A 25,043-nucleotide genomic window follows, 5' to 3' on the forward strand; every position below is an offset into this window, starting at 1 on the left:
AAACAATACGAACCCCACACCCACGGCATCGCGCACGGATACTTCGTTGATAAAGGACACAAGACATTCGGGAGAAGACCCCATACCGATGGGAGAAATTATCGTAGACGACTCTGTGGAATCGCCGAAAGTTGATCCTTACGACCCTTTCCCGCTGGGTAAGATTGCGCCTGCCAAGCCAAAGAAGAAAAACAACGCCCAGAAAACGCCCCAAAATAATAAGAAGAAAGGGCGCAAAAGACGTTAAGGGAGAGGCCAAGTTGTTACAGAGAAACAACCAGACAGAATAAAAAACAAATGCGTATGAAGTCGAACGGAAAGAACATTTGCGCGGCCTTAAAGCAGGTGAGAAAGCAAGTGGCCGATGCCAACGGCATCCACTACACCCCTGCACCTTGCCGTTTCGATGGCGATTGCAGCGGCACTTGCCCAGCTTGCGAGTCGGAAGTGCAGTATATAGAAAGCCAATTGGGTAGGCTACGCTTGGCAGGTAAGGCCGTTAAGGTGGCAGGTTTGGCTCTCGGACTGACGATGGTTGCTGGCTGTAACTCCTCTTCGGGTACTCCACCTTCCGCAACGGACAAGTCGGCAGCAGCCAACGAAACCTCACCAACAAGCCAACCCAACCCACAGCCGCAAGCAAACGCCCTCGTTTCGGCCGCCGATGAAGGTGCAAAACCCCACGCAAGGCACTATCATGTGCGTGGAAACAGCGGGCGAGTAGTGAAGAAAGGCGCGGCACAAGCCGACACAACGGCCATATATATGGCCGATTCTAGCGGATATGCACTACCCGAAGTGTCGGTAACTTCAACTCCCTCGAAGAAGAAAGTTAACTATGTAGGTGGTATATCCTATTACCAACGCATTGCTCGTAACCGCAACCATGTTTATCTAAATCCCGAAATCAGCTCCCGATACAAGAAAGGCGACGAGGCGATGCGGCAGTTTATTGCAGACCATATACGCATTACGCCCCGCATGTCTGCTGCTTGTGGGCGGGCCTTAGTTAAGGTGGCGTGTGTGGTTGAACGCAATGGTAGACTCTCGGCCATGCGTGTTATCCAGTCGGCAGACTCTCTTTACGATGCCGAAGCCATACGTATATTGAAGAAGATGCCCCGTTGGAGGCCTGCGCGAATGGAAGGTAAGCGTGTTCGTTCGCTTGTGGTGATAGACGTTCCCTTTGTGTTAAAGTAGGCTGATGCTGCCTGATGGATGGAGGTGTAACACATAACATGAACGTTTTCGCTAAGCCAAATGAACAATGTCGAGCTTGCTCGAACATTGTCATGGCGAGAATTGGAAATCGCCGACACGGAGCTTTGGGCGAAGTGGAAAGGCAAAACGCACTTTTTGAGAAACGAAAAAGAACGTTTTCGTTAAGCCAAATGAACAACATCGAGCTTGCTCGAACATTGTCATGGCGAGAATTGGAAATCGCCAACACGGAGCTTTGGGCGAAGTGGAAAGGCAAAACGCACTTTTCGAGAAACGAAAAAGAACCAAGAACTTAAACATATACTTCCCATGAAACCAAACGGAAAGAACATTTGTGCGGCCTTAAAGCAGGTGAGAAAGCGCGTGGCCGACACCAACGGCATTGTATACGCCCCAAAAGAATGCCACTTTGAGGGCAGTTGCAATGGCACTTGCCCCGCATGCGAGGCCGAAGTGCGCTACTTGGAACATCAACTTAACCTGTTGCGAAAGGCAGGAAAGGCGGTAACGGTTATGGGTGTGGCCTTGGGAATGACCTTTACAACGGGGTGTAAACAAGGCAACAGTCCGAAGGCTTTGCAAGAAACGCAGGACAGCGTAAAAGCAAGCGAATGCCAAGACACAAAAGAATTTTTGCCAGAAGAAATAAGACACCGTTCAGAAACCGATTCTGTGTACGAAGATGTGAGTGGAATGATTTCTCCCGACACCACTTCGGATAGGCAGGGACAGGAACGGACGAAAAGAAAACGAAAAGTGCGGATGGTCACGAAATTTGTTCCGCCGAGTAATAAGTAGCAGCCTGTTTGGTCATTTGCCCCACACATCGAAGTCGTCTTCACTTTTAATATTTCTGTAATTTGAGAGGAGTTTGTTGTCTTTGCGATGCCCACACAAGTAAACACTCCTCTCAATACAAAGTGCAGTACAAATCAACTCACTGGCTTATAAACACACGCCCCCGACAAACTCCCGACTGCATAAATCCACAAGCCCACAAGCCCACAAACCCATCAACTCACAAACTTACAAGCCCACCAACTCGTCAATTTACAAACTCACCAACTCATCAACTTGCAAACTTACAAACTCACCAACTTACCAAATCACTAGCTTAAAATCTTAAATTTTATTTTACAATATCGCTCTATTTTTCACGCCGTTCTAGCGAAAATATAGGTTAAAAAGTAGGTAAATAACTACTATTTCTGGCCTTTCACGTCTTTCGCTCTGTCTGTTTTTAAGAAAAAACCTGCATTTTGCACCATTTTGCCTTTCTAGATTGGTTGCCAACCCGTATTTTCTCACCCCCAAATTACCCACTTTTAGCCCCTAAAACCCGCTTTTTAACGGCTATTTTGCCCTTTTTGGCCATGTGTTTCATGGTTCTAAAAGGTTTTGTTTATACAATTGTAGTGGATATTTATGCTTTTCGTTCCGCATTAAGCAGCATTTAGCACTGCGTTTTGCACCTTTTTACCCTGCATTTAGCAGCATTTTACCTTGCGTTTAGCACCAAAACGCACTGCGTTTAGCGGCATATTGCACTCCGTTTAGCACCAAAATGCACTGGATTTTGCTACAAATAGCCCAAAATCTGGTGCTAATGCCAGTCCGTTGGAATATAAATTCATTTTGCAGCATTCACATGCTAACCCCTTTTTGCATCAAAACCAACCTTCGCGAGAATCGAATATTTCCGGCCGAGTGAGCGATTGGTGAACAAAAAGGGCACTCATAATGTTAAAATTCTTGCTGAAAATCATACAAAAACGATTGTGGCGCACGCACGCACGTGGGCAACGGCACAGAAAACACGTACGCTTACTACTGCCTGCGCGAGCGTTTGCAGGCCATGCTGCTCACGGCCAACGGAAACAACATCATGGAAATGCAGAAACAATCTGCCACGGAAAGCCGGTTTTCTGCTTGTAGAGAATGTGTTGAATAACTTCCGCCAGGTTGTTTTTTGATATACAACCACGTTTCGACACAGACAAATGTGCAGAAATTCAGATTTTATCGTGTCTTTGTCCAGTACTTCGCACATGGGCTGCGTGTTTGTCTTGGTTTTACTGTACAAGAACAATAAACTCCGCTTAATTTATAGAAATATTAAAAGTCAAGACGAGTTTATCGTGCGCATTCTTCGTTTTTTTATCGTAACTTTGCAGATGTTGAGGCATGCAAAATCGTTCGCCCAAAGGCAATACGTTGCAAAGGCTGATGTTCGGCCATGCCCATACACATTTAATATAAGGAAACAACACAAGGAAAAATGAAAATAGCACTTATCGTGGCAATGGATAAGGAGTTTGTTCAGCTCCGTTCGTTGCTCGAAAACGAAAAGGTAGAAACGCATCGCAACCTTACTTTCGTTACGGGGAGCATCGGAACGAACGACCTCGTATTGCTGCAATGCGGCATAGGAAAGGTGAACAGCACCATCGGAGCCGTGGAAACGATAACCCGTTACGCGCCCCAGCTGGTAATATCTACGGGTGTTGCTGGTGGTGCCGACGTGGAAATGAACCCCTTAGAAGTGGTGGTGGGCACGCATTATGCCTATCACGACCTGTATTGCGGCACCGATGTGGCCTACGGACAGCTGCCCGGCTTGCCCCCATGCTTTGATGCCGCAACAGATATGGTTAGTCGCGCGCTTTCGATTAAAGGCGATACGCCCATACATGGCGGACTTATCGTTAGCGGAGATTGGTTTGTAGACAGTAAGGAAAAGATGCGTAGCATACTCGAACACTTTCCCAAAGCTAAGGCGGTTGACATGGAAAGCTGCTCGATTGCCCACACCTGTTACCGCTATCAAACGCCGTTCGTTAGTTTCCGCATCATCAGCGACGTACCGCTAAAAGACGAAAAGGCGGCACAGTATTTCGACTTTTGGGAACGAATGGCAAATGGTTCGTTCGCTGTGGTTAGCCAATTCGTGAAGAGCCTTTAACCCCTTGCCGTGCCTTTACAGGCTAAGTGCGAGCAGCTTGACAACAAAACAACTTTACACCATATTATAAAGGGCAACCCAGCGGTTGCCCAACATCACCCTTTAAACAACAAAACAAAATGGAGAAGATACCTAGTTTTACCATCGACCACAACAAACTGAAACGTGGCATATATGTGAGCCGTAAAGACAACGTTGGAAACGATGTTGTTACCACCTTCGACGTGCGCATGAAAGAACCCAACCGCGAACCCATTTTGGAGCAGGGCGCTATCCATACGATGGAACATTTGGCCGCCACCTTTCTGCGTAACGACCCCGAATGGAAAGACCGCGTGGTGTATTGGGGACCTATGGGATGCCTTACGGGCAACTATCTGCTGATGAAAGGCGACTTGCAGTCGGCCGACATCGTAGACTTGATGCGCCGCACGTTTGAGTTTGTGGCTAATTTTGAGGGCGAAGTGCCCGGAGCTGCCGCCAAAGACTGCGGCAACTACCTGCTACACGACCTGCCTGCGGCTCGTTGCGAGGCACGCAAGTATGTGGACGAGGTGTTGAACAACATGAAAGAAGAAAACTTAATTTACCCAAAATAGACGCAATATGACCGATGAAGAGCACCCCATTTCAGGCGGACAAGAAGGCAAACAGCCTGTAACTTTGCCCGTAGAGCCGCCTAAACACATGCCATACGTTAAACCCATGCTGTATGTTAAGCAAACGGCAGGTAGCATCGACTTCTCGTTTAAGAACTATAAAACGCAATATCCCGCTGCCATTCCCTTGGTGGTGTGTTTCGTTTATTTCGTGGTAATGGTCTTAGGTGGTGTCAATCCGTTTTTCACCACCGCCGAAGACTGCTTGGAATGGGGTGGGGGACAGCGAGAAAGCATATATGTTGACGGCGAATTTTGGCGGCTTATCACCAATGTTTTCGCCCATGCCGACGTGATACACCTCATGAGTAACGCTGCATCGTATGTCTATGGAGCAATGTTCTTGTTAGAGATAATGTCGCCCGGAAAGGTGGTAGCGGTGTTTATTACTTGTGGCGTGGTGGGCAGTTTGGTCTGTTCGGTCACCAATAGCTATGTCTTCCTCGGTGCGTCGGGTGGCGTTCTTGGCTTTTATGGTGCGTTTATTGGTTACGCCTTGCTAGACACCAGCGTGTTTCAACGCCATAAAACTGCCTTCTATGTAGCCTTAGGCCTGGTTGCCCTAAGCATATTGAGCAGTTTTAGGGTGGGCATAAGCCTTACCATACATGCTGTTGGCCTGCTCACAGGCTTTCTTATCGGCTGCGTACTGCCTTTGTGGAAACAACGAAATGGGGATTAAACCCTAAAACCTACGTGGAGAATGGCAATTAAGGCAGGTTCTAAAAATTACCTTTGCTGTATTTTTAGCTTTTAGCTGAGTAGGTTTTGCATACTTCTTGAAGGAGCATAGTGCACTATGCGACTGAAAGAGTAGGCGAAAGATGCCAGCTAAAAGCAAAAAGACAGTGAAGTGCAATACAAGGAACAACAATCGAACTTTTGCGGGGAATTTTTAGAACATGCCTTTAGAAAATAGCTGAAAGCTTGGACACTGGCTGTCGGTTGGGCTTGAAGTAAATATCGCATTCGCCATTTTCCATAAAAAACTCCCCGCAACGCGTGGCGAACCACAGTTGCGGGGAGTAAGTTTTCGCAAGCGAAGGCAACCTTGTTGCCTGGCGTCTTAGCGACGCAGACCAAGAGCCTTGATGATGGCGCGATAGCGTTCGATGTCGCGGTCGTACAGATAGTCGAGCAAACGACGACGCTTACCTACCAACATGGTCAATGATCTTTCCGTGTTATAATCTTTACGGTTCTTTTTCAAGTGTTCCGTCAAATGGGAAATACGGTAGGAGAACAATGCTATCTGGCTCTCAGCAGAACCAGTATCAGAGTTAGACTTCCCGTATTGTCCAAAGATCTCTTGTTTTTTTGCTTGATCTAAATACATAGAACTTTTGTTTATAAAATGGTTTTGTGCATAAATGCGGGTGCAAAGGTAATACTTTTTATTGGTTCAACCATCCTCTTTACCAACCTTTTATCGCGCAATGTGATGATTTTTAACAAATAGGGGTGGCCTCTTTCTCGCCTTTTCCGCTTCTTTCATTGCTTTTATTCCTTGTCCACGTAGTTTTTCCGCGCCGTTTTCATCGCCTTTGTCACTGGTTCTACGCTTTTTTTGGTTGGCTCTTGGCAGTGGTACTTTTGCTTGCTGCGCGCAAAAAAGTTTTTCTTTCTCTCGCCTTTTTATTACCTTTGCACCGTTTTTAATAACAAATCATTTTATGTACAAATCATTATTCAACAAGCGTGCGAGCCTGCGTTTCACGCATTTCTCTCGTAAAGGATATGCGCTTTTCTCGTGTTTGGGAAAAGAAGTTATCGTGGGCACGCTGAGCGTTGCAACCTTGGCGCATGCCAAGGCTGAAGGCGTGAGCACCCGCACCCCGTTGGCAGCAGACACCCTTACGCATAAGGAGCTGAAACTGGACGAGGTTGTGGTAACTGGTTCGCGTGCGCCGCTCACCGCCTTGCAGGCGGCTAAGGTTGTTGCCGTTATCACCAGCGACGATATTCAGCGGGCTGCGGCAACCAGTGTTAACGACGTTTTAAAGTTAGTCTCGGGCGTGGATGTCCGTCAGCGCGGAGGCTTTGGTGTACAGACGGACATCTCTATCAACGGCGGAACGTTCGACCAGATTACCATTCTGTTGAATGGCGTGAACATTAGCAACCCCCAAACAGGGCACAACGCCGCCGATTTTCCCGTTTCTCTTTCTGACATCGACCGCATTGAGGTGCTCGAAGGCGCATCGGCACGTGTCTTTGGCGCATCGGCTTTTAGCGGTGCCATCAACATCGTGACCAAAACCGAGGCCCAAAGCGGCGTTAGGCTGTCGGCCGATGGTGGTTCGTTTGGCACATTTGGTGGCAGTGCGGCCCTTAGTTTGGTGTCGAAGGCCGTGAGCCAGCAGCTTAGCGGTGGTTATTCGCAGTCGGATGGCGGAACAATCAACACTTATTTTCGTAAGCGGCAGGGCTATTACCAAGGCAATTTCGCGGCAAACGCGGTAGACTTGTTTTGGCAAGCCGGCCTTATTTCTAAGGATTACGGCGCAGGAACATTCTATGGCATCGCCAGCGACAACCAATATGAGGCCACGCGAAGGTTCATCGCCTCGGTGGGTAGCAACATCCGACCCGTGGCCAACAACGTGCTGACCCTCTCGCCAACCATTTATTGGCAGCGAAATTGGGACCATTACCAATGGAAACGCGGCATGACGGGTGCCGCAAAAGGCGAGAACTACCACCGAACAGACGTGTTTGGCGGGTCGTTAAACACCGTGGTAAACTGGCTGTTGGGCAAAACGGCCCTAGGGGCAGACCTTCGTAAGGAGGTGATTTACAGCACGGCGTACGGCGAAACCTTGCCTGCCGACCAATGGAAAAGCATACATGGCAGCGACAGAATGTACGAAAGACGGGGCGAAAGAACAAACACGAGTCTGTTTTTAGAGCATAATGTGGTGTTGGAACACTTTACGCTCTCGGCCGGTTTGCTGGCTAACCACAACACATGGCTATCTGGCGGCCTGCGTTTTTACCCCGGCGTAGACATTTCTTGGCGGCCAAACGTGCAATGGAAGGTGTATGCCTCGTGGAACAAGGCCTTGCGTTTGCCCACCTATACCGACCTCTACATCAGCAACCGCGCACAGGTGGGCGACATGAACCTTAACCCCGAACGCGTGAACACCTACAAGCTGGGGGCGCGTTATCGCACAACGGCACTCGAAACGCAACTGAACGCCTTTTATAGCAATGGGCGCGACATGATTGACTGGGTGTTCGAGACGGCTGCATCAACGCGTTATCATGCCCTGAACATTGGCAAACTGGACAACATGGGGGCCTCGCTAGACCTCGCTTTCATGCCAAAAGAGCTGTGGGCGGGTAGTCCCTTCACGGCCGTTAAGTTGGGTTATGCCTACATTCACCAACAGCACGAAACCACGCAACCCATACATAAGTCGCTCTATGCCTTGGAATACCTGCGCCATAAGTTTACGGTATCGGTAGACCATCACATCGTTTCGCGCCTATCGGCGCACTGGGCGATGCGTTGGCAGCAACGAATGAACGGCTACCACCCCTATACCAAGGTTGACTTAAAGCTGCAATGGACGGCTCCCAACTATTCGCTTTATGTGCAGGGCGATAACCTTACGGCTCATCCTTATTACGATTTGGGCGGCGTTAAGCAACCTGGACTGTGGGTGATGGCTGGCGGCAGCGTTAAGCTGAATTGGTAACCAAAGGCTAAACGGACCCTACTACTCCAGTTGAAAGGCTTGTAACAGGGTATAGCGGCAAACTTCTCGCAGCAAGAAGTTTGCCGCTATTTTGTGTGTTTGCAATATCGGGCTTGCATCGTTGTTGTGCAAGTGTTATTTAACGCTATTTGTTTAGCGAGATGTTTGATAAGTGTTACCTTTGCATGTAACTAACAACAAACAATTATGGAGTATAAAAAACTAGGAGCAACAGACCTCCGCTTGTCGGTTATCACCTACGGTTCGTTTGCTATTGGGGGCACAATGTGGGGCGGAAATGAAGCGGCTGATTCGATAGCGGCTGTTCGCGCATCTATCGATAATGGCATAACGAGCATCGATACCGCACCTTTCTATGGGTTCGGGCTGAGCGAGGAGATGATTGGGAAGGCCATTAAGGGCTACGATCGTTCGCGCTTGCAGCTGCTAACAAAGTTCGGATTGGTGTGGGATGGTAGTAACGCAGGTCGTGGCGAACGTACTAGCGATGCGCTGAAAGATGGTAAAACCGTTAGTGTTTACAAATATGCGAGTAGGGAAAACATACTTAAAGAGGTGGAAGAGAGCCTTAAACGATTGGATACCGACTATATCGACTTGCTGCAACTGCATTGGCCAGACAGCACAACGCCCATCAGTGAGACAATGGAAACACTGGACTTGCTGGTGAAACAGGGAAAAATAAGGGCTGCTGCGGTGTGTAATTACAGCGTTGAGCAGTTGGAAGAGGCTGCCAAAAGTATTCAGTTGGCAAGTAACCAGGTGCCTTACAGCATGCTGAACCGCCGAATTGAGGCGCAACTTGTGCCTTATGCGCTGAAAAATAATTTGGGGATAATAGCTTATAGTCCGATGGCGCGTGGCTTACTTACTGGAAAATACTTCGAAGGAAGCCGCTTGAAGGCAGACGACCATCGTAATGAATATTTCTCGCGATTTAACTTAGAGCGCGTTGAAGCGATGCTTAACCGTCTTAAACCGCTTGCAGAAGAGAAACAGGCGACGTTGGCGCAACTTGTTCTGAGGTGGACTACGCTGCAAAAGGGTATTAGCGTGGTGCTTGCTGGAGCGCGAAACGCCACACAAGCCATTAGCAATGCTGCTGCAATGAGTTTCTCGCTTTCTAACGAAGAACTGCTGTTTATCAACCGCGAGGTAGACGCTTGTACAGCCCCATAATGTATTTGGCAAGAGTTTTGGTTTGCTTGGGTGTTGCCTAAAAGCTGCTTTTACCTGGTGGCTGATGGGGCGGGCTGGCTGAAAACTTGCAGCTTACACCAGGAAACCTTATTAATACAGGTGCTAGCGCATGTGCGTTTAAAGCAAAATCGGGATTGCCCGATGCCCCAAGTGGAGTGTTCGGGCAATCCTGATGACGTGTGTTACAAACCTTATTACTGGTTGACCACCACCTGCGCATCTCTGTATGCCTTGTCAACAACGAGCAACATGATGGGACGGATGTAGAAATCGCGCTTTTCGCCCACCTTTACCTTGTAGTTGAGGTTGATAACCGAGGCGTTGCCGCTTAGAGATACGGCGGTGATGTCGGTTTCGCAGTCGGTTTCGGGCAGAACGATGGGCAGTACAAACTCGTTGGCGAAGTCTACGCGAGTGGGTTCGCCGCCTTTTCCCATGAATGCAGCCAAGCCGAAAAACTTGTCGAAGTCTTTGTCGTTGGTTATTTTTTGCCCCACAGCTAGTTCTTGCCCTTGGTTCAGAAAAAAGTTTCGCGCCTCGTGATAGCTAATTTGTTCTATGTCGTTGTTGGCTTGTTTGCTGGCAGTGCAGGCTGTTGTTAGGGTAATCATACATAGAACCGCGAGCGCGGCGCATAGTATGCTTTTCGTTTGCTTTCTCATTGTGGTAAAGTGATTTCTTTTGTAAGTTGACGTAGCCAGGGTAGGCATTCTGCTCAACTTTCGGCCATTCTCTATATGGGTAAGTGGAGAAGTGAGGGCATAAAAAAAGTCTAAAGTGACATGATTAGATGCACGCCTTAGACCCTTTTTCCTATTCCTTCATGAAGTCTTGCCCCTATTTGTTGTGCCTTACGCTAAGGGCAAGTTCCTGTTGTTGTGAAAAATCCCCACGTATATTTGTTACGTGTACCATATAGAAGAATCTACTGTTTGACCGTAAAGTTCTTCTTCATTGTAAACATTGTCGAGCTCATAGTCTTCCTGACCATAACTCTTTCTTTTAAGTTTCATGGTTTAACCTCCCTTGGGGCCCGTGGTCTCTGATAGACCCCTGTTAGTTGGTGATAGATGAAGAGACCGTCATCTGGTTGTTATAGATAGTAGAGTAACAATTAATGAAAACTATACTGAAATGCTGTATTAGTGACATTGCTCTGCAAAGATACACAATTATCTGTTAAGTTGTTACTTTTATAGTTCCTTTTTTCTGTGATTTAGCACTTTTTTAATTATTAAGCTGATGTATTTTCACTTTGTTGATTTATTTTTTTAGTATATTTTAGTAATTTTCTTTTAACGTTAAGTCGCGATAATTTACATTTTGTTAAGTTTTCGTATGTCGATTGTGCGCTTTTTGTTTACAATCTGAAAGTGCTAAATCGGTGTAGGGTGACAATGTGTGTTGGCGGATGTTTTGAATTAGACGATTTGCGGATGCGATGTCTTTCGTACCATTTTATGGCGGGCAGAGAATGTTTTTCCGTACTTTATCCTTATCTTTGTGGGGCAAACAACAAATAAAATCATGATGAAATCATTGCAGAACCGAACAACCATACGCCGATATAAGGCCGACGACGTGAGCGAACAGTTGCTCAACGGCTTGCTGGAACAGGCCGCACGTACACAAACAATGGGTAACTTGCAGTTGTACAGCGTGGTGGTTACGCGCGATGCGAGCCAAAAACGTCGCCTTGCGCCAGCCCATTTCAATCAGCCAATGACCACGCAAGCCCCTGTGGTGCTAACCATTTGTGCCGATTTCAGGCGTACCACGATTTGGGCCGAACAGAGAAAGGCGCATCCTGGCTACGACAACTTCCTTTCGTTTATGAATGCAGCCACAGACGCCTTGCTCTTTACGCAGACCTTTTGTTGCTTGGCCGAAGAAGAGGGGTTGGGTTATTGCTTTCTTGGCACAACCATTTATAACGCCCAGCAGATTATTGACGTGCTAGAACTGCCGCCCTTGGTGGTGCCTGTGGCCACGCTAACCCTGGGTTGGCCTGACGAACAGCCCGCATTGAGCGACCGACTTCCGCTTGCGGCCTTTATACACGATGAGGTTTATCGCGACTATACGCCCACGAAGATAGACGACTTTTATGCGGGAAAAGAAGATTTGGCCGTTAACAAGGCCTTTGTTGCCGAGAACAAGAAGGAAACTTTGGCGCAGGTTTACACCGACGTTCGCTATACCAAGGCGGCCAACGAAGCCATGTCGGAGGAACTTTTAAAGGTGCTGAGGCAACAAGGCTTTGTGTGATAGGATTTGGCTTGATGCAAGAAAGAACATTGCATGCTACGCGCACGCGCGCACACGCGCGTGTATATATAAGGTGTGGGCTTATGGGTGAAGGGATGTTTGCGCACCGTTCCATCCTGCGTTAACAAGATAAGCCTTGGTGTGGGCTTATGGGCGAAGGGATGTTTGCGCACCAGTTGCGTTTGGCCAGACATAAAATGAAAATGGTTAAAACAATCGTTAGGAAAAAAATACATTCTTTCAGTCTGCTTGTACGTGGTGGAGAGGCAATGGCTATTCGCATGTTCGAAGTTGTCTGCTATGGATGGTGCGGCTTGTCTGTTGCTTTTGTCAATTAAGAAAGTCAAACAGAATTGGATTAAGGCAGTCGCTGTTGCAGCGTTAGCAAATGGAAGTGCCCCCTTTCCCTCCTGTGTGGGAGGTGTTGATGACAGGCTATGCACGTTTTGTCTTCTTCTAACGGCAATTTCCCAAAGACAATTCTGTTTGACCATAACTTTGTAGATTTTCTTTCGTTTTATCTTGCATTTTATGAAAAATAAACGTACCTTTGCCAAAGGATACCATAAAAAAACACAAATGCGAGGTTGACATGTGGGGTGCGTGCCGTGTTAATGGGCGGATAGTGCACTGTTGCCATGTTACGCAAAGCCGTGGAAAAGATGAATATCTGTTTTAGAAACCAAGAAGAACGTTTTCGTTAAGCCAAATGAACAACGTCGAGCTTGCTCGGACATTGTCATGGCGAGAAAACGCACTTTTCGAGGAACGAGAAAAGAACGTTTGCGTTAAGCCAAATGAACAGTCTCGAGTTTACTCGAACATTGTCATGGCGAGAAAATGCACTTTTCGAGAAACGAGAAAAGAACGTTTGCGTTAAGCCAAATGAACAGTATCGAGTTTGCTCGAACATTGTCATGGCGAGAAAATGCACTTTTCGAGTAACAAAAAGAACATAGCATTAACACTATCAATAATCTAAATTGTACGCTTATGAAAAAGAAATTACTCTATCTTGTGTTCGTGGCCTTAACGGCCATGACGGCAGGCTTGTTGTCGTTAACATCATGCAGTAAGGATGATGATAGGAAAGATGAGATAGAATCGCCCGCAGAGCTTAAAGCAAAGTTTGTGGGGCAATGGAAACTTACCTTTGTATATCTTCCTTCAGGTGGGAAAATAGACTCTCCTTATTCTTGGGTTTATGATTTTACTTCAGATGGCACAATGAAGATACTTAGTGATGGGGTGGTTCAAGAAGAACGTAAATGGTATGTGTCGATAAGCGGTAAAGAACGGCTCTTGTTTGTAGATCCTACTACAAAGATGATCATAACAAGCATCAGCTCAGAGGAATTCTATGGACTAGAAAGTGATGGGTCTACTTCTGTATATGTGAGAGTATACTAGTCTTTCTAATATCTGACTAAGCATGTAGTTATGCTACTATCAATGTACTCTGATTGTTTGTTATGACACAATCGACAGAAGCCTACAAGAGAGCAAACATTGGAGGTGACAATGGGGGATAAGCCAGCCACAACGAAATGGTTGGCGAAAAGAATATTGCCAGCATGGGAATGGTTTCAATTGGTTACAGATACAGTTCTTAATAAGTAGATAATGTCTGTTTGCACGCATATAATATAGGAGCATACTTACAGAATGACCATACTTGAATTAAATCTTTGTCATCGTACGTTGTGAACCTTACCCCTTGCATATTCTAATACTTTCATAGGCCGAGAGGTCTAGTTTATGGCCGTATTTTGTTTCCAAAGCCCGTATGTCTTGCAGGGTCTTGGCAAGGAAAGCCTTGTATTCTGCGCCGTCGGGATTGAAGGGTTTATGGTTTAACGCGGCTTGCAGGGGCTGCCATTCTTTTAAAAAGTCGTGGGCAGAGAATGAGAGATAAGCATCGGTAAAGCGTTGCCAGATGTATTCCACAGCCTGTTCGGAGGGGTGGAGCATGTCGGGAGCATAGAAACGATAGTCGCGCAGCTCGTCGTTCATTAGCTCGTAGGCAGGAAAATACGATGTGCAATCGGGATGAAGGCCAAGCAAGCGGTTCGTGGCCAAAAGCAGTGTGGCCTTTGATAGGCCGCTGGCCACAAAGCCATATTTGGCATAACGGATGGGGCTGACCGTGAGAACAACCTGCACTTGCGGGTTGCGCTCCTTCAAAATGGCGACGGCTTGGTTCAAGAAATCCACACATTCGTCTACCGATAGCTCCTTTTCCTCAAAAAGCTTTTGGGGTAGCTTGCGGCAGTTGTCGGCAATCTCGCCGGTTTCTTTCCAGCAATAAACATGGTTCGTGCCCAACGTAAAGATGCCCACAGCAGGACTTTCGCCGCAACGTTCCACTGTATGCAGAATACTTGCGGGGTTGTACATCACGCCGTAAGGGTTAACCGTGGCCCGAAATTGGGCATCAACAAAACGTTTGCCCATGTTCTGGGCAAAGCAAGAGCCCACAAGGAGTATGCATTCGAAGGGTGGAATGTCGAATTTGGGCTGGGGGATGGTTACGGGAGTTTGCAGTTGCATCATGTTGAACGGTTTGCTTCTGTTGTGTTGTCTACCTCAATATAAAGGACGCGTACGTATTAATTGCACGGCTGTTGGTGGCATGTTCGTGCATCCTGATGGGTGAGGTTATATGGTGGTAGGCCTGTATGGGGCATGCCACGAGTGGATATTGGGAACTTTTGCTCTTGTTGTATATAAGGTGCAACGGGGTGAAAGGCGGGCGAAAAAGGGCTATGGGCGAAGTTGCCGACTAGTATTTGCGAAGCACTAGACAAACGGGTTTACCCAGATTGATGCGCTTTCCCGTGTCGGCGAGTAGCCCTGTGTTGGCGTTTCGCTCGAAAATCTGTATCGTGTTGTTGTCTCGGCAGGCCACAAGTAGGTACTTGCCGTTGGGTGTTATGGCGAAGTTTCGGGGGTGAAGTCCCGTTAGTTGGTAGCCCACCTTGGTGAGCAGGCCCGTTTGTGGGTTGATGGAGAAGATGGCAATGCCGTCTTTTTTCAAGCGATGCGAGGTGTAGAGATACTTGCCATCGGGACTAATGTGTATGTCCGCACTACCTCGTCCGCCTCCTTCGTCGGCCATTAGCGTTTGTATTTCGGTTAATTTGCCGTCGTTATAACGCATAACCACGCACGTTCCGCCCAATTCGTTGATGAGATAGAGATGCTTTCCGCCCTTGTCGAACGTGATGTGGCGCGGTCCTTCACCACGTTTTACTTCGTAGACCACCTGGGGGTTGGTTAAGATTTCCGTTCCATTGGGTACGAAATTAAATCTGTGTATGCGGTCGTTACCCAAGTCGGTGACCAAGAAATACTTGCCTTCGGGCGTGGGAAGTCCACAATGGATGTGCGAAACGGCTGCCGAATCGCGTCCGATAAATCGCGTTTGTTGGGCAGTTCCGTGCAGTCTGCCTTGTTTGTCGAGCTTAAACGCACTGATGTCGCCACCCGAATAGTTGGCCGTTATAAGGCAATGCCCATCGGTGTAGAGGTTGCAAGGGTCGCTACCTGGGCGATTTTCGGGGTCGCCAAGTCTGTCGCTGGCCTTGGTTGAGACGAAAGTGGGGTTTGAAAGACGTCCCGTTGTCGGGTTATAGTCAAAGCTGTACGCCCCTTGTCGTCCATCATTGAACTCGCTCACGGCATATAATCGGTTGCCGTTTGGCGACAAAACCACGAACGAGGGATTGCCTGCCTTGGCCGAAGATCGAAGTGAGAAGTGTCCCGTTTCTTGGTTGAAGTGGAACACATAGATGCCTTCCGAAGGGCTATCTTCGGTGTAAGTGCCAACAAAGAGGGTGAGTTGTGCAGACTGTTTGCCTTTGGCGAAACCGCAAAGCGACAACGCCGAGAGGACGAGGGAAAGCAAAGGACGGGGATGGAGCATGAGAATGGTGAATAGTGTGGGTTTGAAATGTGGTTACAGTGGAGTGCCTAATGCTGCTTTTGCACTGCTAAAACGAAAGGCGGAGCGTGGGAAAAACACTCGTTGCCCGCTTAATAATGGGTGGCGAAAGCGCAGGCAAAGCGTTTCGCCTTTGGGCTGTTTGACCTGCGATGGCGTTTGGGCAAGGTGCCAATTGGCATTGCCGAACGCCTGTGTAGGCAGCTTACTCGATGATTTCGCTCAGTGGTTGAAGAACAAATTGTCGTTCGTTCATGTGTGGGTGCGGTATCACGAGGTCGGGCTCGTTCACTTGTAGGTCGTCGTAAAGTAAGATGTCGATGTCTATTGGGCGGTCGTGGTACTGCCCGTCAGTGCTTTTTTGGGTGCGGCCCAGTGTGCGTTCGATGTCTTGTGTGGCATTCAACACCTCTCTTGGCGACAGCGATGTTTGGCTACATACGGCCGCATTGATGAAGGTGTTGGCCGAACTGAACCCCCAAGGGGCGGTTTCGAGCAGAGCCGATTGGCGCACAACGGGGCCAATCAGCTCTGATATCTGTTGGATGGCTAGCTTGATATTGCTTTCGCGGTCGCCCAAGTTAGCCCCAAGACTCATGTAAACCTTATGTTCGCGCACGGCTGTTAGTCGTTGAGAATGAGCAATGCGTCGCCAAAGCAGCCAAACTTATACTCGTTTTCTACCGCCAGGCGATAGGCCTCCATCACAAGATCGTAGCCGCCAAATGCAGCTGTCGACATCAACAAAGTGGAGAGTGGGTGGTAGAAGTTGGCCATCATCGTATCGGCCAGCCCAAAGTCGTATGGCGGGAAGATAAAGCGATTGGTCCATCCCGTGTACTCTTTCAGCATCCCATCGGTACCGACGGCCGTCTCGGTGGCCTTCACCACGCTCGTTCCGATGGCGCAAACACGTCTGCCTTCTGCTTTGGTCTTATTCACGATGGCGCATGCCTCTGCCCCGATGTGCATTGATTCGGAATCAACTTTGTGCTTGGTTAGGTCTTCCACTTCAATGTCGTGGAAGTTGCCCAATCCGCAATGCAGCGTGATGAAAGCCGAGTTGATGCCGCGAATTTCCATTCGTTTAAGCAGTTCGCGACTGAAATGCAGCCCTGTTGCAGGTGCGGTTACGGCTCCTTCGTTGGCTGCGTAGATGGTTTGGAAGTCCTCCATGTCCTCTTCCGTGCCGTGATGGTTCTCGCGTTTGTCGATAATGTAGCGTGGCAGGGGCGACTCTCCGAGGGCAAAGAGCGAGCGTTTGAACTCGTCGTGGTCGCAGTCGTATAGAAAGCGCAGCGTGCGTCCGCGGCTTGTGGTGTTGTCAATCACCTCGGCCACCATTGTTCCGCTGTCGTCGAAAAATAGCTTATTGCCGATGCGTATTTTGCGTGCAGGCTCCACCAGAACATCCCAAAGGCGCATCTCTTGGTTGAGTTCGCGTAGCAAGAACACCTCAATCTTGGCATCGGTCTTCTCTTTCATGCCGTATAGGCGTGCTGGGAACACCTTGGTATCGTTGAAAATAAACGTGTCGCCTTCGTCGAAATAGTCTATCACGTCGCGGAATTGCAGGAAGTCGCCTTTTATTGGCTTTCCTTTTTTGTCTTTACGAAAGAGGTCGATGGTGCCCGACTTCTTGTGGAGTACCATCAGTCGGCATTCGTCGCGGCGTGTCAGTCTCGACATTTCCTTTTCTCCCTTTTCGTTTTTTATCTCGTGATACACGCTGTTGGGATACAGGGCGATTAGCTCTTGCGGCAGCTTGAAGTTGAATTGTGATAGCTTCATGTTGATGTTTTATATTGTGGAGGGGTTGTTAATTTATGAGTTGGTGAGTTGGTGAGTTGGTGAGTTGGTGAGTTGGTGAGTTGATGGGTTGGGAGTTGGTGAGTTGATGGGTTGGTGAGTTGGTGAGTTGATGAGTGGATGAGTTGGTGAGTTGGTGAGTTTGTAAGTTGATAAGTTTGTGAGTTGATGAGTTAACGAGTTGACAAGCTAACAAGTTGACGAGTCCGTTTCGCTCTCTGCAACTAAGTTATTGGTTTTGCTCCTGACTACTTCTTCTTAGTAACTACTCCTCACTACCTACTTCTTACAACCTCACTACCTACTCCCTTACAACCTTACTACTTACTTCTTACAACCTTACAACCTACTTCTTACAACCTCACTACCTACTTCTTACACCCTCACTACTTCCTCCCTTACAACCTTACTACTTACTCCCTTACTACTTACTCCTTACTACTCTCCATCTTACTCCTAAGAAATGGGGATCTCGATATCTTGTTGGTCGAGCCATTCCTTAAAGGAATCCAGTTGCAGGCAGTTCTCTACGCGCACATCGCCCACCCTTGTACGGCGCAAGGCGGTGAGATATGCGCCACTTTGCAGTGCTCGTCCCACGTCGCGCGCCAAAGCTCTGATGTATGTTCCCTTGCCGCACACCACACGGATGGTGAGTTGCATTTGGCTTGGGTCGAAGTTCAGCACCTCTATTTCGTCTATTCGTAGTGTCTTAGGTGTCAGTTCCACGTCTTTTCCTTTTCGTCTAAGGTCGTAGGCGCGGTCGCCGTTCACCTTTACGGCACTGTATGTTGGCGGAACTTGTTGTATCTCGCCCACAAACTGTTGTAGGGCGTTGTCGATAGCCTCGCGAGTGATATGGCCTGTCTCGAAAGTCTCGTTAACGGGATGTTCCATATCGTAGCTAGGCGTGGTAGCACCCAGTTGCAGTGTGGCCACATACTCTTTGGTATGGGCTTGCAGCTCGGCAATACGTTTTGTAGCCTTGCCTGTGCACAGCACCAATACGCCCGTTGCCAAAGGGTCGAGTGTTCCTGCGTGTCCAATCTTTACGCGCTTAACGCCAAGACGTCGCGACAACAAGTACCTTACGCGAGCCAACGCCCCGAAAGAAGTAATCTCGTAGGGCTTGTCGATGCAGATAATCTCGCCTTCTTGGATGTTCATTAGTCTACCATTGCTAGTGAATTACCTGCGAGCAGCCACGCTAAGATGGCCCCACCCACGATGATGCGGTACACGCCAAAGGCGCGGAAACCGTATTTGGTGAGGTAGGCGATGAAGGCTTTGATGGCAACGAGTGCCACAACGAAGGCCACCACACTGCCTAGAAGCAATGTTCCCACATGACTGGCAAGCATAGAATAGTCGCCAATCTTGTGCATGTGGAGGAAAAGTTTCAGCAAATCGAGGCATGTTGCGGCGAACATGGTAGGCACGGCTAGGAAGAACGAGAACTCGGCAGCGTCTTTTCGCGTGAGCTTTTGCGTCATACCGCCCACGATTGTGGCCATCGAACGCGACACACCGGGTACCATAGCCAAGCATTGGAACACGCCGATGGCGAACGCACGGCGTGTGGTGAGCTTTGTTTCGGGCGAACCGTTGCCGAAAAGCTTATCGCAAAACAGCATGAACACGCCGCCCACAACGAGCATAACGGCCACCACCATCACATTTCCCAACAAAGCATCGATGTACTTGTTGCAAAGTCCGCCGATAATCATGGCGGGGATGAAGGCGATGAGCAGCTTATAGTAGAAGTCCCATTTGCGCAATGTGCGTTGAACGGGCGTCAGTCCTTCGGGCGGAGTGGAGTGGTCGAGCCTAAAAAAGCGTTTCCAATACAGCACCACCACCGCCAGGATGGCGCCAAACTGAATGATAACGTCGAAAGCTTTCACAAACTCGTCGCTCTCGATGCCCAACAGGGCTTGTGTAATAATCATGTGGCCCGTAGACGATACGGGGAGAAACTCGGTGAGTCCCTCCACGATGGCCACGATAATGGTTTGCAGTATGTCCATGTCGTGTTACGCTTCTTGTTGCTCTTCTTGCTGCTCTTTCGGGTCTTTGGGCTTGCGTATTACGGCGTAGATGATGGAGATGAAACCAAGAAAGCACACCACGGGGGCGACTTTAATGCGTGTGGCACTGAAAATGTCGGGGTTAAAGGCCGTCTCGGTAGAGCCTGGGCCACTCATCAGTATTAGGCCCAACAGCACTACTGCCATGCCCACGGCCAACAAGATGAAGTTCATCTTGTCGAAAGCGAAGTTCTTTTTATCCATGTTTGTTGTATTTGTATTGGTGTGTTGGCCTCGCCGCTCGTGTGTTGGCGTTGTGCGGTTGCGGCCTCAACATTGATGTTGCGATGTTTGTTTACACCATTATTAAATGTCGTGTGTTGTCCGTTAGGCGGATGTGTGTCTGCCTTGTTCGGTCGATGCACTCCTTTATTATATGTGGTGGCGATTGCTCAAAGCAAAGTGTCGGCCGTTCCTTTCGGTCGAATTACACCTTATTATATATAGGCGGCGTGTGTTTTGCCGTGCAATCTACTATATCTTATACAGTTCTCCCGCCTTCATGCGCAAGAACCGGTTCACCGAAATGTATGCGCAAATGGCGGTGATGAAGATGCCGAAGAGCAGTACGGCGCAGGCCGTAATGGCCAAAACCTGCCAAGTGATGATGCTCAGCATATTTTCTTGGTAGCGATAAAGCCCGTATACGCAGCCTGCCAGCACCACTATGGCCAGCAAAGCAGCCACGATGCCCACGCCAACGGCTTGCTTGATGAACGGCCGACGGATGAATCCCCACGATGCACCAACAAGTTTCATGGTGTGTATGGAGAAACGGCGAGCGTAGATGCCCAGGCGGACGGTGTTGTTGATGAGCGAGAACGACACGAAGGTGAGCAGTGCGGCCAGTGCCAACAGCACCAAGGATATTTTGCTTAGGGTGCTGTTCACGTCCTCAACCAATTCGTGTTGGTAGGTGATGTCGGCCACCTTGGGATAGGCTTTGAGCTCTTTCGAAATCCAATTAAGCGAGTCGTTGTTGGCGTAATCTCCTTTAAGGGTTAGCTCGATGGATGCCAGGAACGGGTTGTCGCCCCCAACAAATTCGCTGGGGTCGCTGCCCATAGCGGCCGTTTGCTCTTTAAGGGCCTGCTCTTTACTGATGAAGGAGAGGCTCTTTATGTACGGGCGCGCCTGCAAACGTGTGCAAAGGCGTTGCGCTTCGGGGTTTGTTAGGTCTTGGTCGAGCATCATGGTAACTACGAGGTTCTCCTTTACGTAGTTGGTAAGGTTACGTGTGCTGAATACCGAGAGCACTATTATGCCCAGTAAAATAAGCACCAGTGCGGTGCTTATACATAGCGTTATCACCTGCAACCCGTAGCGGCTGCGGGCTTTGTTGTGTTTCTTTCTCATTTTAAAATGGCACTATTACACCGAATTTCCTGCAAAGTAACGAAAAAATCTCTAATTACACAACGTTTTTAACGCTTATTAGCGAAGTTGGCTCTGTGGGTAACTATTCAGCAATAACGAACGTTGATTATCAAGAACTTATAAACGTAATATTGTGGCAAAAAGGCTCGAAACGACATTACTTTAGCAGAATTTGTAGGTGTCTGTTTGTGTAACTTATTGATAATCAATAATAGTTTATACGCCTTATTGCTGAATAGTTACCCCTGTGGGCAGGTTGTGGAATCGGGTAGGTGCATTGGGCTTGTTGCATCTAAGATTTGCTTAGAGAAGGTTGTCGGGGAGAACAAAAAATAATTGTGGTGGCTAGAAAAAGTTTTAAATCTGTTTGTGTTAACCTTTGGTGGTAGGCTAAAAATGCGTAACTTTGCGCTCGATTTTTAGTGATCGTCCTAATCATAGAGTGATTATGGATGTGCACTAAGTATTTTTTAATCTGTTTCCATAGAGTCTTTGAACCGGCGAAACGTAATTCTTTTTAGCTTATGCGAAAGAAAAAAAACGTCGGTCGTAAGGTTTCTCTTGGTCGACATCACAAAAAAACGTTGGTCGTAAGACATTTCGTGACCGACATCAAAGAAACAACGTCAAGCCCTATAGGTGGATGACAAAGTATGAGATCCAACAAATAATTTTAGGTTGGGCTGCTTTTGCCTTAGGGGTTCTAAACCTTCTGGTGGAACTTTTAAAAGGTTAGCTTGCTTCGTTCCCAATTAAATTCTAACTTAGGCCTGTGCTAAACGGGCTTTGGGCGTATTGAAACATGAAAATCAGAGGACGTAAGTCTTCTGATTTTCTTTTTATGTCCCTTCTGATAAAGATAGAGTTCAATAGCAAACAATATGAAAACATGTTGTGAGGTTTTGTTGTTAGTATCATAAATATTTAGGCATTTGGTTTTTACTGAACAGAACTTACCGTAAGTCGCTGAAATATTTGGCTTAATGCGTTGCGTTGCGAGTTGGTTGAGGTTAAAATAAGTACAAAAGTTTGTTATGTAAATATTATATGTTAACTTTGCGTACGGAAAAGTTTTTGGAAATGACACATTTCGATAAGTTGAGGCTCACAGAAATAGTTTTATATATCTTGAATAAGACAAACGGCTTGGACTATTACCATGTATTCAAGGTTATATATTTTGCTAATGTTGCACATTTGGCAAAGTATGGCTCTCTTATGGTGTCTGATGATTTCTGCGCTTTGCCAGATGGCCCTGTGCCTTCCAACCTTTATAATTGTGTAAAAGGCGAACAATTTTGCGATAAAGATTTGCAATCCATGTTGGATGAGAGCGTATCAAAAGGGAAAGACGATGCTTATTACATGCTTGAAGCAAAACGAGAGGCTGATGAGGAATACTTGTCAAAAGCGGATATAGAGGTGCTGGACGAGTCTATATCTGAAAATGCGTACCTCCCTTATGGCGACTTGCGTGCTAAATCGCATGGCGAAGAATGGAAACGCGCCTTTGAACAACATGGCCGTAAGGTGGTGGATGTAATAGGGATGGCAAAAGACGGAATGGCTTCTGATGGTATGATAGCGTATATAAAAGAAAACTTAGCCGTTGAAGATGCCTTATCATGACAATTCTTGGTGACATACTTGGAGATGTTGGCGACAAACTTGCCCAGGATAAAATTAAAGTTGGGAACGTTTATCTTATTAACCTTGATCAACGAAATGGAATAACTCCCAAGAATGGTGATTTGACACGCGATAAGTTCTTTATTGTACTTGGTTTTGACAACGAGGGAAATGTTATTGGCGGTTTGGTAATCAATTAGAAGATTAATTATAACCTACCTTCAAGTGTAACAGATTACCAACTGCCGATAAAGGTGGAGCAATGCCCTTTCTTAAAATATAACTCCTTCGTAAATTGTTCAAAGATCATTGTGGCCAATAAGGCAAAGTTCACTAAGAACACCTATCGCGGGGAAATATCTGATCCAGAATTCATAGACCTTCTCATCAATACAGTGAAGGAAAGCCCAACAGTGAACACGAAACTGTTAAAGAGATTTGGCCTTATATAGCATGGTATTGGAAGCCTTATAGAATGCGATTGTTTGTATAAGCATCTGCAAGGCGGCATGATTTCTCTCTCAATGACATGTGTATCTGCTTAAAGTGTGCCAGAGAAGTAACCATTACGTTAGTGAAACCGTCTTGACTTTTAATCTTTCTATAAACTGAGCGTAACTATTCAGCAACAATGAACGTTGGTTATCAAGAACTTATAAACGTAATGTTGTGATAAAAGGCTCGAAATGACATTACTTTACTAGACTTTGTATGTGTCTGTTTGTGTAACTTGTTGATAATCAATAATGTTTTATACGCCTTATTGCTGAATAGTTACAAACTGAGCGGAGCTTGTTGTCTTTGTGATGCCAACACAAGGCAAATACTACTCATCATATACGAAGTACAGGATTAATCAACCCGCGGGCTTATAAACGCATCAATAGCCAACAACTCCCGAAAACATCAACTTACAAACTTACCAACTCATCAAGTCATCAACTCGCAAGCTCACTAACTCCCCAACTCCCGAATAAATCTACTCTCCAACTCACAAGCTCACCAACTCCCCAACTTCCGAATACATCTACTCACCCACTCACAAGCTCATCAACTCACAAGCTCACGAACCAACACGCCCGTCAACCCGTTAACTCGTCAACTCAAAAGCTTAAATTCTTATCTTTTATTTTACAATACTACTCTAATTTTCACTCCGTTCTAGCGAAAATTTGGGCTAAAAAGTAGGTAAATAGCCACCATTTCTAACCTTGTACGCCTTTCGCTTTGTCTATTTTCAAGAAAAGAGCCTGCATTTTGCACCATTTTGCCTTTCTATTTTGGTTGCCAACTCATAATTTTTCAAGCCCAATTACCTGCTTTTTATCCCTAAAATCCAACTTTTTGACGACTATTTCGCCCTTTCCGACCATGTTTTTCATGGTTCGAAAGGGTTTTGTTTATGCAATCGTAGTGTATCTTTATGCTTTTCGTATCGCATTTAGCAACATTTCACCTTGCATTTAGCACCAAAACGCACTGCATTTTGCACCATTTCACCTTGTATTTTGCACCAAAACGCACTGCGTTTAGCGGCATATTGCACTGTGTTTTGCACCAAAACGCGCTGCATTTTGCTGCAAATCACCCAAAAACGGGTGTTGGGGGCGGTCTGTTTAAATAAAAATTCATTTTGCCAGCATGCACAACTGCCCCCTTTGGGCATCAAAACAAACCTCCGCGAGAATCGATTTTTTGCGGCAAGGTGGGCGGTTGGTGGACAAAAAAGGCACTCATAATGTTAAAATTTATGCCGAAAAGTTGACAGTTTTGGATTGGTGAGTTGACAGGTTTGGGTTGACGAGTTGACTCGTTTGGGCTGGCGAGCTGACAGATTTGGGTTGACGAGTTGACTAGTTCGGGTTGATGAGTTGACAATTTCGGGCTTGCGAGTTGACAAGTCCGGGTTGGCAAACTGACTGATTTGGGTTGAGGAGTTGACTAGTTCGGATTGGCGAGTTGACAGGTTTGGGCTGGCTAGTTGACCGGTCCGGGTTGACGAGTTGACAAATTCGGGTTGGCGAGTTGACAATTCCCAGGTTTAAATATCGTTAAAGGGAAGATGTTAGACCCCTTAATTTGTTGCCGTTTTGGATTTGTTTTACTAACTTTGGCTTTCGGAGACAACTAAATTGCAAGTTTTCAGCTTTAATTTCCACCACG

At 47.2% G+C, this 25,043-nt stretch carries 22 protein-coding genes and 1 pseudogene; 13 read left to right on the plus strand and 10 right to left on the minus strand.

What is annotated here, in order from left to right:
• From HMPREF0670_RS16425 to HMPREF0670_RS11685, 7 genes and pseudogenes are all read left to right on the plus strand, one after another.
• A pseudogene (locus HMPREF0670_RS16425) lies at nucleotides 1–247 on the plus strand (hypothetical protein); the annotation flags it as partial.
• A 56-nt stretch (nucleotides 248–303) separates the two neighbouring features.
• Nucleotides 304–1,200, plus strand: a complete 897-nt coding sequence (locus HMPREF0670_RS11660) for an energy transducer TonB (protein WP_044078227.1) — start codon at nucleotides 304–306, stop codon at nucleotides 1,198–1,200.
• Nucleotides 1,201–1,530: 330 nt separating this feature from the next.
• On the plus strand, nucleotides 1,531–2,019 hold the full coding sequence (locus tag HMPREF0670_RS11665; RefSeq protein WP_009231359.1) for a hypothetical protein: 489 nt from the start codon (nucleotides 1,531–1,533) through the stop codon (nucleotides 2,017–2,019).
• A gap of 997 nt (nucleotides 2,020–3,016) precedes the next feature.
• The gene (locus HMPREF0670_RS17170; RefSeq protein WP_009231360.1) at nucleotides 3,017–3,172 is read left to right on the plus strand and encodes a hypothetical protein; all 156 of its coding nucleotides are present in this window, start codon (nucleotides 3,017–3,019) and stop codon (nucleotides 3,170–3,172) included.
• Nucleotides 3,173–3,499: 327 nt separating this feature from the next.
• A complete protein-coding gene (locus tag HMPREF0670_RS11675; protein WP_009231362.1) occupies nucleotides 3,500–4,183 on the plus strand; it encodes a 5'-methylthioadenosine/adenosylhomocysteine nucleosidase in 684 nt (227 codons plus the stop codon).
• A 119-nt stretch (nucleotides 4,184–4,302) separates the two neighbouring features.
• Nucleotides 4,303–4,782 (plus strand): S-ribosylhomocysteine lyase, encoded by a 480-nt coding sequence (locus HMPREF0670_RS11680; protein ID WP_009231363.1) that lies wholly within the window; start codon nucleotides 4,303–4,305, stop codon nucleotides 4,780–4,782.
• Nucleotides 4,783–4,789: 7 nt separating this feature from the next.
• A complete protein-coding gene (locus HMPREF0670_RS11685; protein WP_009231364.1) occupies nucleotides 4,790–5,524 on the plus strand; it encodes a rhomboid family intramembrane serine protease in 735 nt (244 codons plus the stop codon).
• A 384-nt stretch (nucleotides 5,525–5,908) separates the two neighbouring features.
• Here the strand turns inward: HMPREF0670_RS11685 and rpsO are convergent, their stop codons facing one another.
• Nucleotides 5,909–6,178, minus strand: coding sequence for a 30S ribosomal protein S15 (gene rpsO, locus HMPREF0670_RS11690; RefSeq protein ID WP_009162388.1), 270 nt, complete (start codon nucleotides 6,176–6,178; stop codon nucleotides 5,909–5,911).
• 337 nt (nucleotides 6,179–6,515) lie between these two features.
• On the opposite strand from rpsO, the gene HMPREF0670_RS11695 reads away from it, so the two are divergent.
• Complete coding sequence (locus HMPREF0670_RS11695; protein ID WP_009231365.1) at nucleotides 6,516–8,546, plus strand: TonB-dependent receptor plug domain-containing protein; 2,031 nt, start codon at nucleotides 6,516–6,518, stop codon at nucleotides 8,544–8,546.
• Between the two features lie 207 nt (nucleotides 8,547–8,753).
• On the plus strand, nucleotides 8,754–9,746 hold the full coding sequence (locus tag HMPREF0670_RS11700; protein ID WP_009231366.1) for an aldo/keto reductase: 993 nt from the start codon (nucleotides 8,754–8,756) through the stop codon (nucleotides 9,744–9,746).
• Between the two features lie 215 nt (nucleotides 9,747–9,961).
• Here the strand turns inward: HMPREF0670_RS11700 and HMPREF0670_RS11705 are convergent, their stop codons facing one another.
• Nucleotides 9,962–10,429 carry a hypothetical protein gene (locus HMPREF0670_RS11705; protein ID WP_044078229.1) on the minus strand — a complete coding sequence of 156 codons (468 nt, stop codon included), beginning with the start codon at nucleotides 10,427–10,429 and terminating at the stop codon, nucleotides 9,962–9,964.
• Between the two features lie 868 nt (nucleotides 10,430–11,297).
• Here HMPREF0670_RS11705 and HMPREF0670_RS11710 point away from each other — a divergent pair.
• Entirely contained in the window at nucleotides 11,298–12,035 is a 738-nt protein-coding gene (locus HMPREF0670_RS11710; RefSeq protein ID WP_044078281.1) for a nitroreductase family protein, read from the plus strand.
• A gap of 993 nt (nucleotides 12,036–13,028) precedes the next feature.
• Nucleotides 13,029–13,445 carry a hypothetical protein gene (locus tag HMPREF0670_RS11720; RefSeq protein WP_009231370.1) on the plus strand — a complete coding sequence of 139 codons (417 nt, stop codon included), beginning with the start codon at nucleotides 13,029–13,031 and terminating at the stop codon, nucleotides 13,443–13,445.
• 300 nt (nucleotides 13,446–13,745) lie between these two features.
• On the opposite strand, the gene HMPREF0670_RS11725 is transcribed toward HMPREF0670_RS11720, so the two are convergent.
• From HMPREF0670_RS11725 to HMPREF0670_RS11760, 8 genes are all read right to left on the minus strand, one after another.
• Nucleotides 13,746–14,585: a GSCFA domain-containing protein gene (locus HMPREF0670_RS11725; protein WP_009231371.1), complete on the minus strand. Its 840-nt coding sequence runs from the start codon at nucleotides 14,583–14,585 to the stop codon at nucleotides 13,746–13,748.
• A gap of 232 nt (nucleotides 14,586–14,817) precedes the next feature.
• Entirely contained in the window at nucleotides 14,818–15,960 is a 1,143-nt protein-coding gene (locus HMPREF0670_RS11730) for a lactonase family protein (RefSeq protein ID WP_009231372.1), read from the minus strand.
• Nucleotides 15,961–16,183: 223 nt separating this feature from the next.
• Nucleotides 16,184–16,576: a 2-amino-4-hydroxy-6-hydroxymethyldihydropteridine diphosphokinase gene (folK, locus tag HMPREF0670_RS11735; protein WP_044078230.1), complete on the minus strand. Its 393-nt coding sequence runs from the start codon at nucleotides 16,574–16,576 to the stop codon at nucleotides 16,184–16,186.
• A 26-nt stretch (nucleotides 16,577–16,602) separates the two neighbouring features.
• Nucleotides 16,603–17,769 (minus strand): tRNA preQ1(34) S-adenosylmethionine ribosyltransferase-isomerase QueA, encoded by a 1,167-nt coding sequence (gene queA, locus HMPREF0670_RS11740; RefSeq protein ID WP_009231374.1) that lies wholly within the window; start codon nucleotides 17,767–17,769, stop codon nucleotides 16,603–16,605.
• Nucleotides 17,770–18,243: 474 nt separating this feature from the next.
• A complete protein-coding gene (truB, locus tag HMPREF0670_RS11745) occupies nucleotides 18,244–18,954 on the minus strand; it encodes a tRNA pseudouridine(55) synthase TruB (RefSeq protein WP_009231375.1) in 711 nt (236 codons plus the stop codon).
• On the minus strand, nucleotides 18,954–19,814 hold the full coding sequence (locus HMPREF0670_RS11750) for an undecaprenyl-diphosphate phosphatase (RefSeq protein ID WP_009231376.1): 861 nt from the start codon (nucleotides 19,812–19,814) through the stop codon (nucleotides 18,954–18,956). Before HMPREF0670_RS11750 ends, truB begins: the two co-directional genes overlap by 1 nt.
• Nucleotides 19,815–19,820: 6 nt before the next feature.
• Complete coding sequence (locus HMPREF0670_RS11755) at nucleotides 19,821–20,078, minus strand: DUF3098 domain-containing protein (RefSeq protein ID WP_009231377.1); 258 nt, start codon at nucleotides 20,076–20,078, stop codon at nucleotides 19,821–19,823.
• 270 nt (nucleotides 20,079–20,348) lie between these two features.
• Nucleotides 20,349–21,230 carry a cell division protein FtsX gene (locus HMPREF0670_RS11760; RefSeq protein WP_009231379.1) on the minus strand — a complete coding sequence of 294 codons (882 nt, stop codon included), beginning with the start codon at nucleotides 21,228–21,230 and terminating at the stop codon, nucleotides 20,349–20,351.
• Between the two features lie 1,149 nt (nucleotides 21,231–22,379).
• On the opposite strand from HMPREF0670_RS11760, the gene HMPREF0670_RS11765 reads away from it, so the two are divergent.
• Both HMPREF0670_RS11765 and HMPREF0670_RS15360 read left to right on the plus strand, forming a co-directional pair.
• Entirely contained in the window at nucleotides 22,380–22,880 is a 501-nt protein-coding gene (locus tag HMPREF0670_RS11765; RefSeq protein ID WP_232213915.1) for a Panacea domain-containing protein, read from the plus strand.
• Nucleotides 22,877–23,080, plus strand: a complete 204-nt coding sequence (locus tag HMPREF0670_RS15360; protein ID WP_052296883.1) for a hypothetical protein — start codon at nucleotides 22,877–22,879, stop codon at nucleotides 23,078–23,080. Before HMPREF0670_RS11765 ends, HMPREF0670_RS15360 begins: the two co-directional genes overlap by 4 nt.
• Nucleotides 23,081–25,043: the final 1,963 nt, after the last annotated feature.

It is taken from the genome of Prevotella sp. oral taxon 317 str. F0108 (assembly GCF_000162415.1).
In the GTDB taxonomy this organism is placed as follows: Bacteria; Bacteroidota; Bacteroidia; order Bacteroidales; family Bacteroidaceae; genus Prevotella; species Prevotella conceptionensis.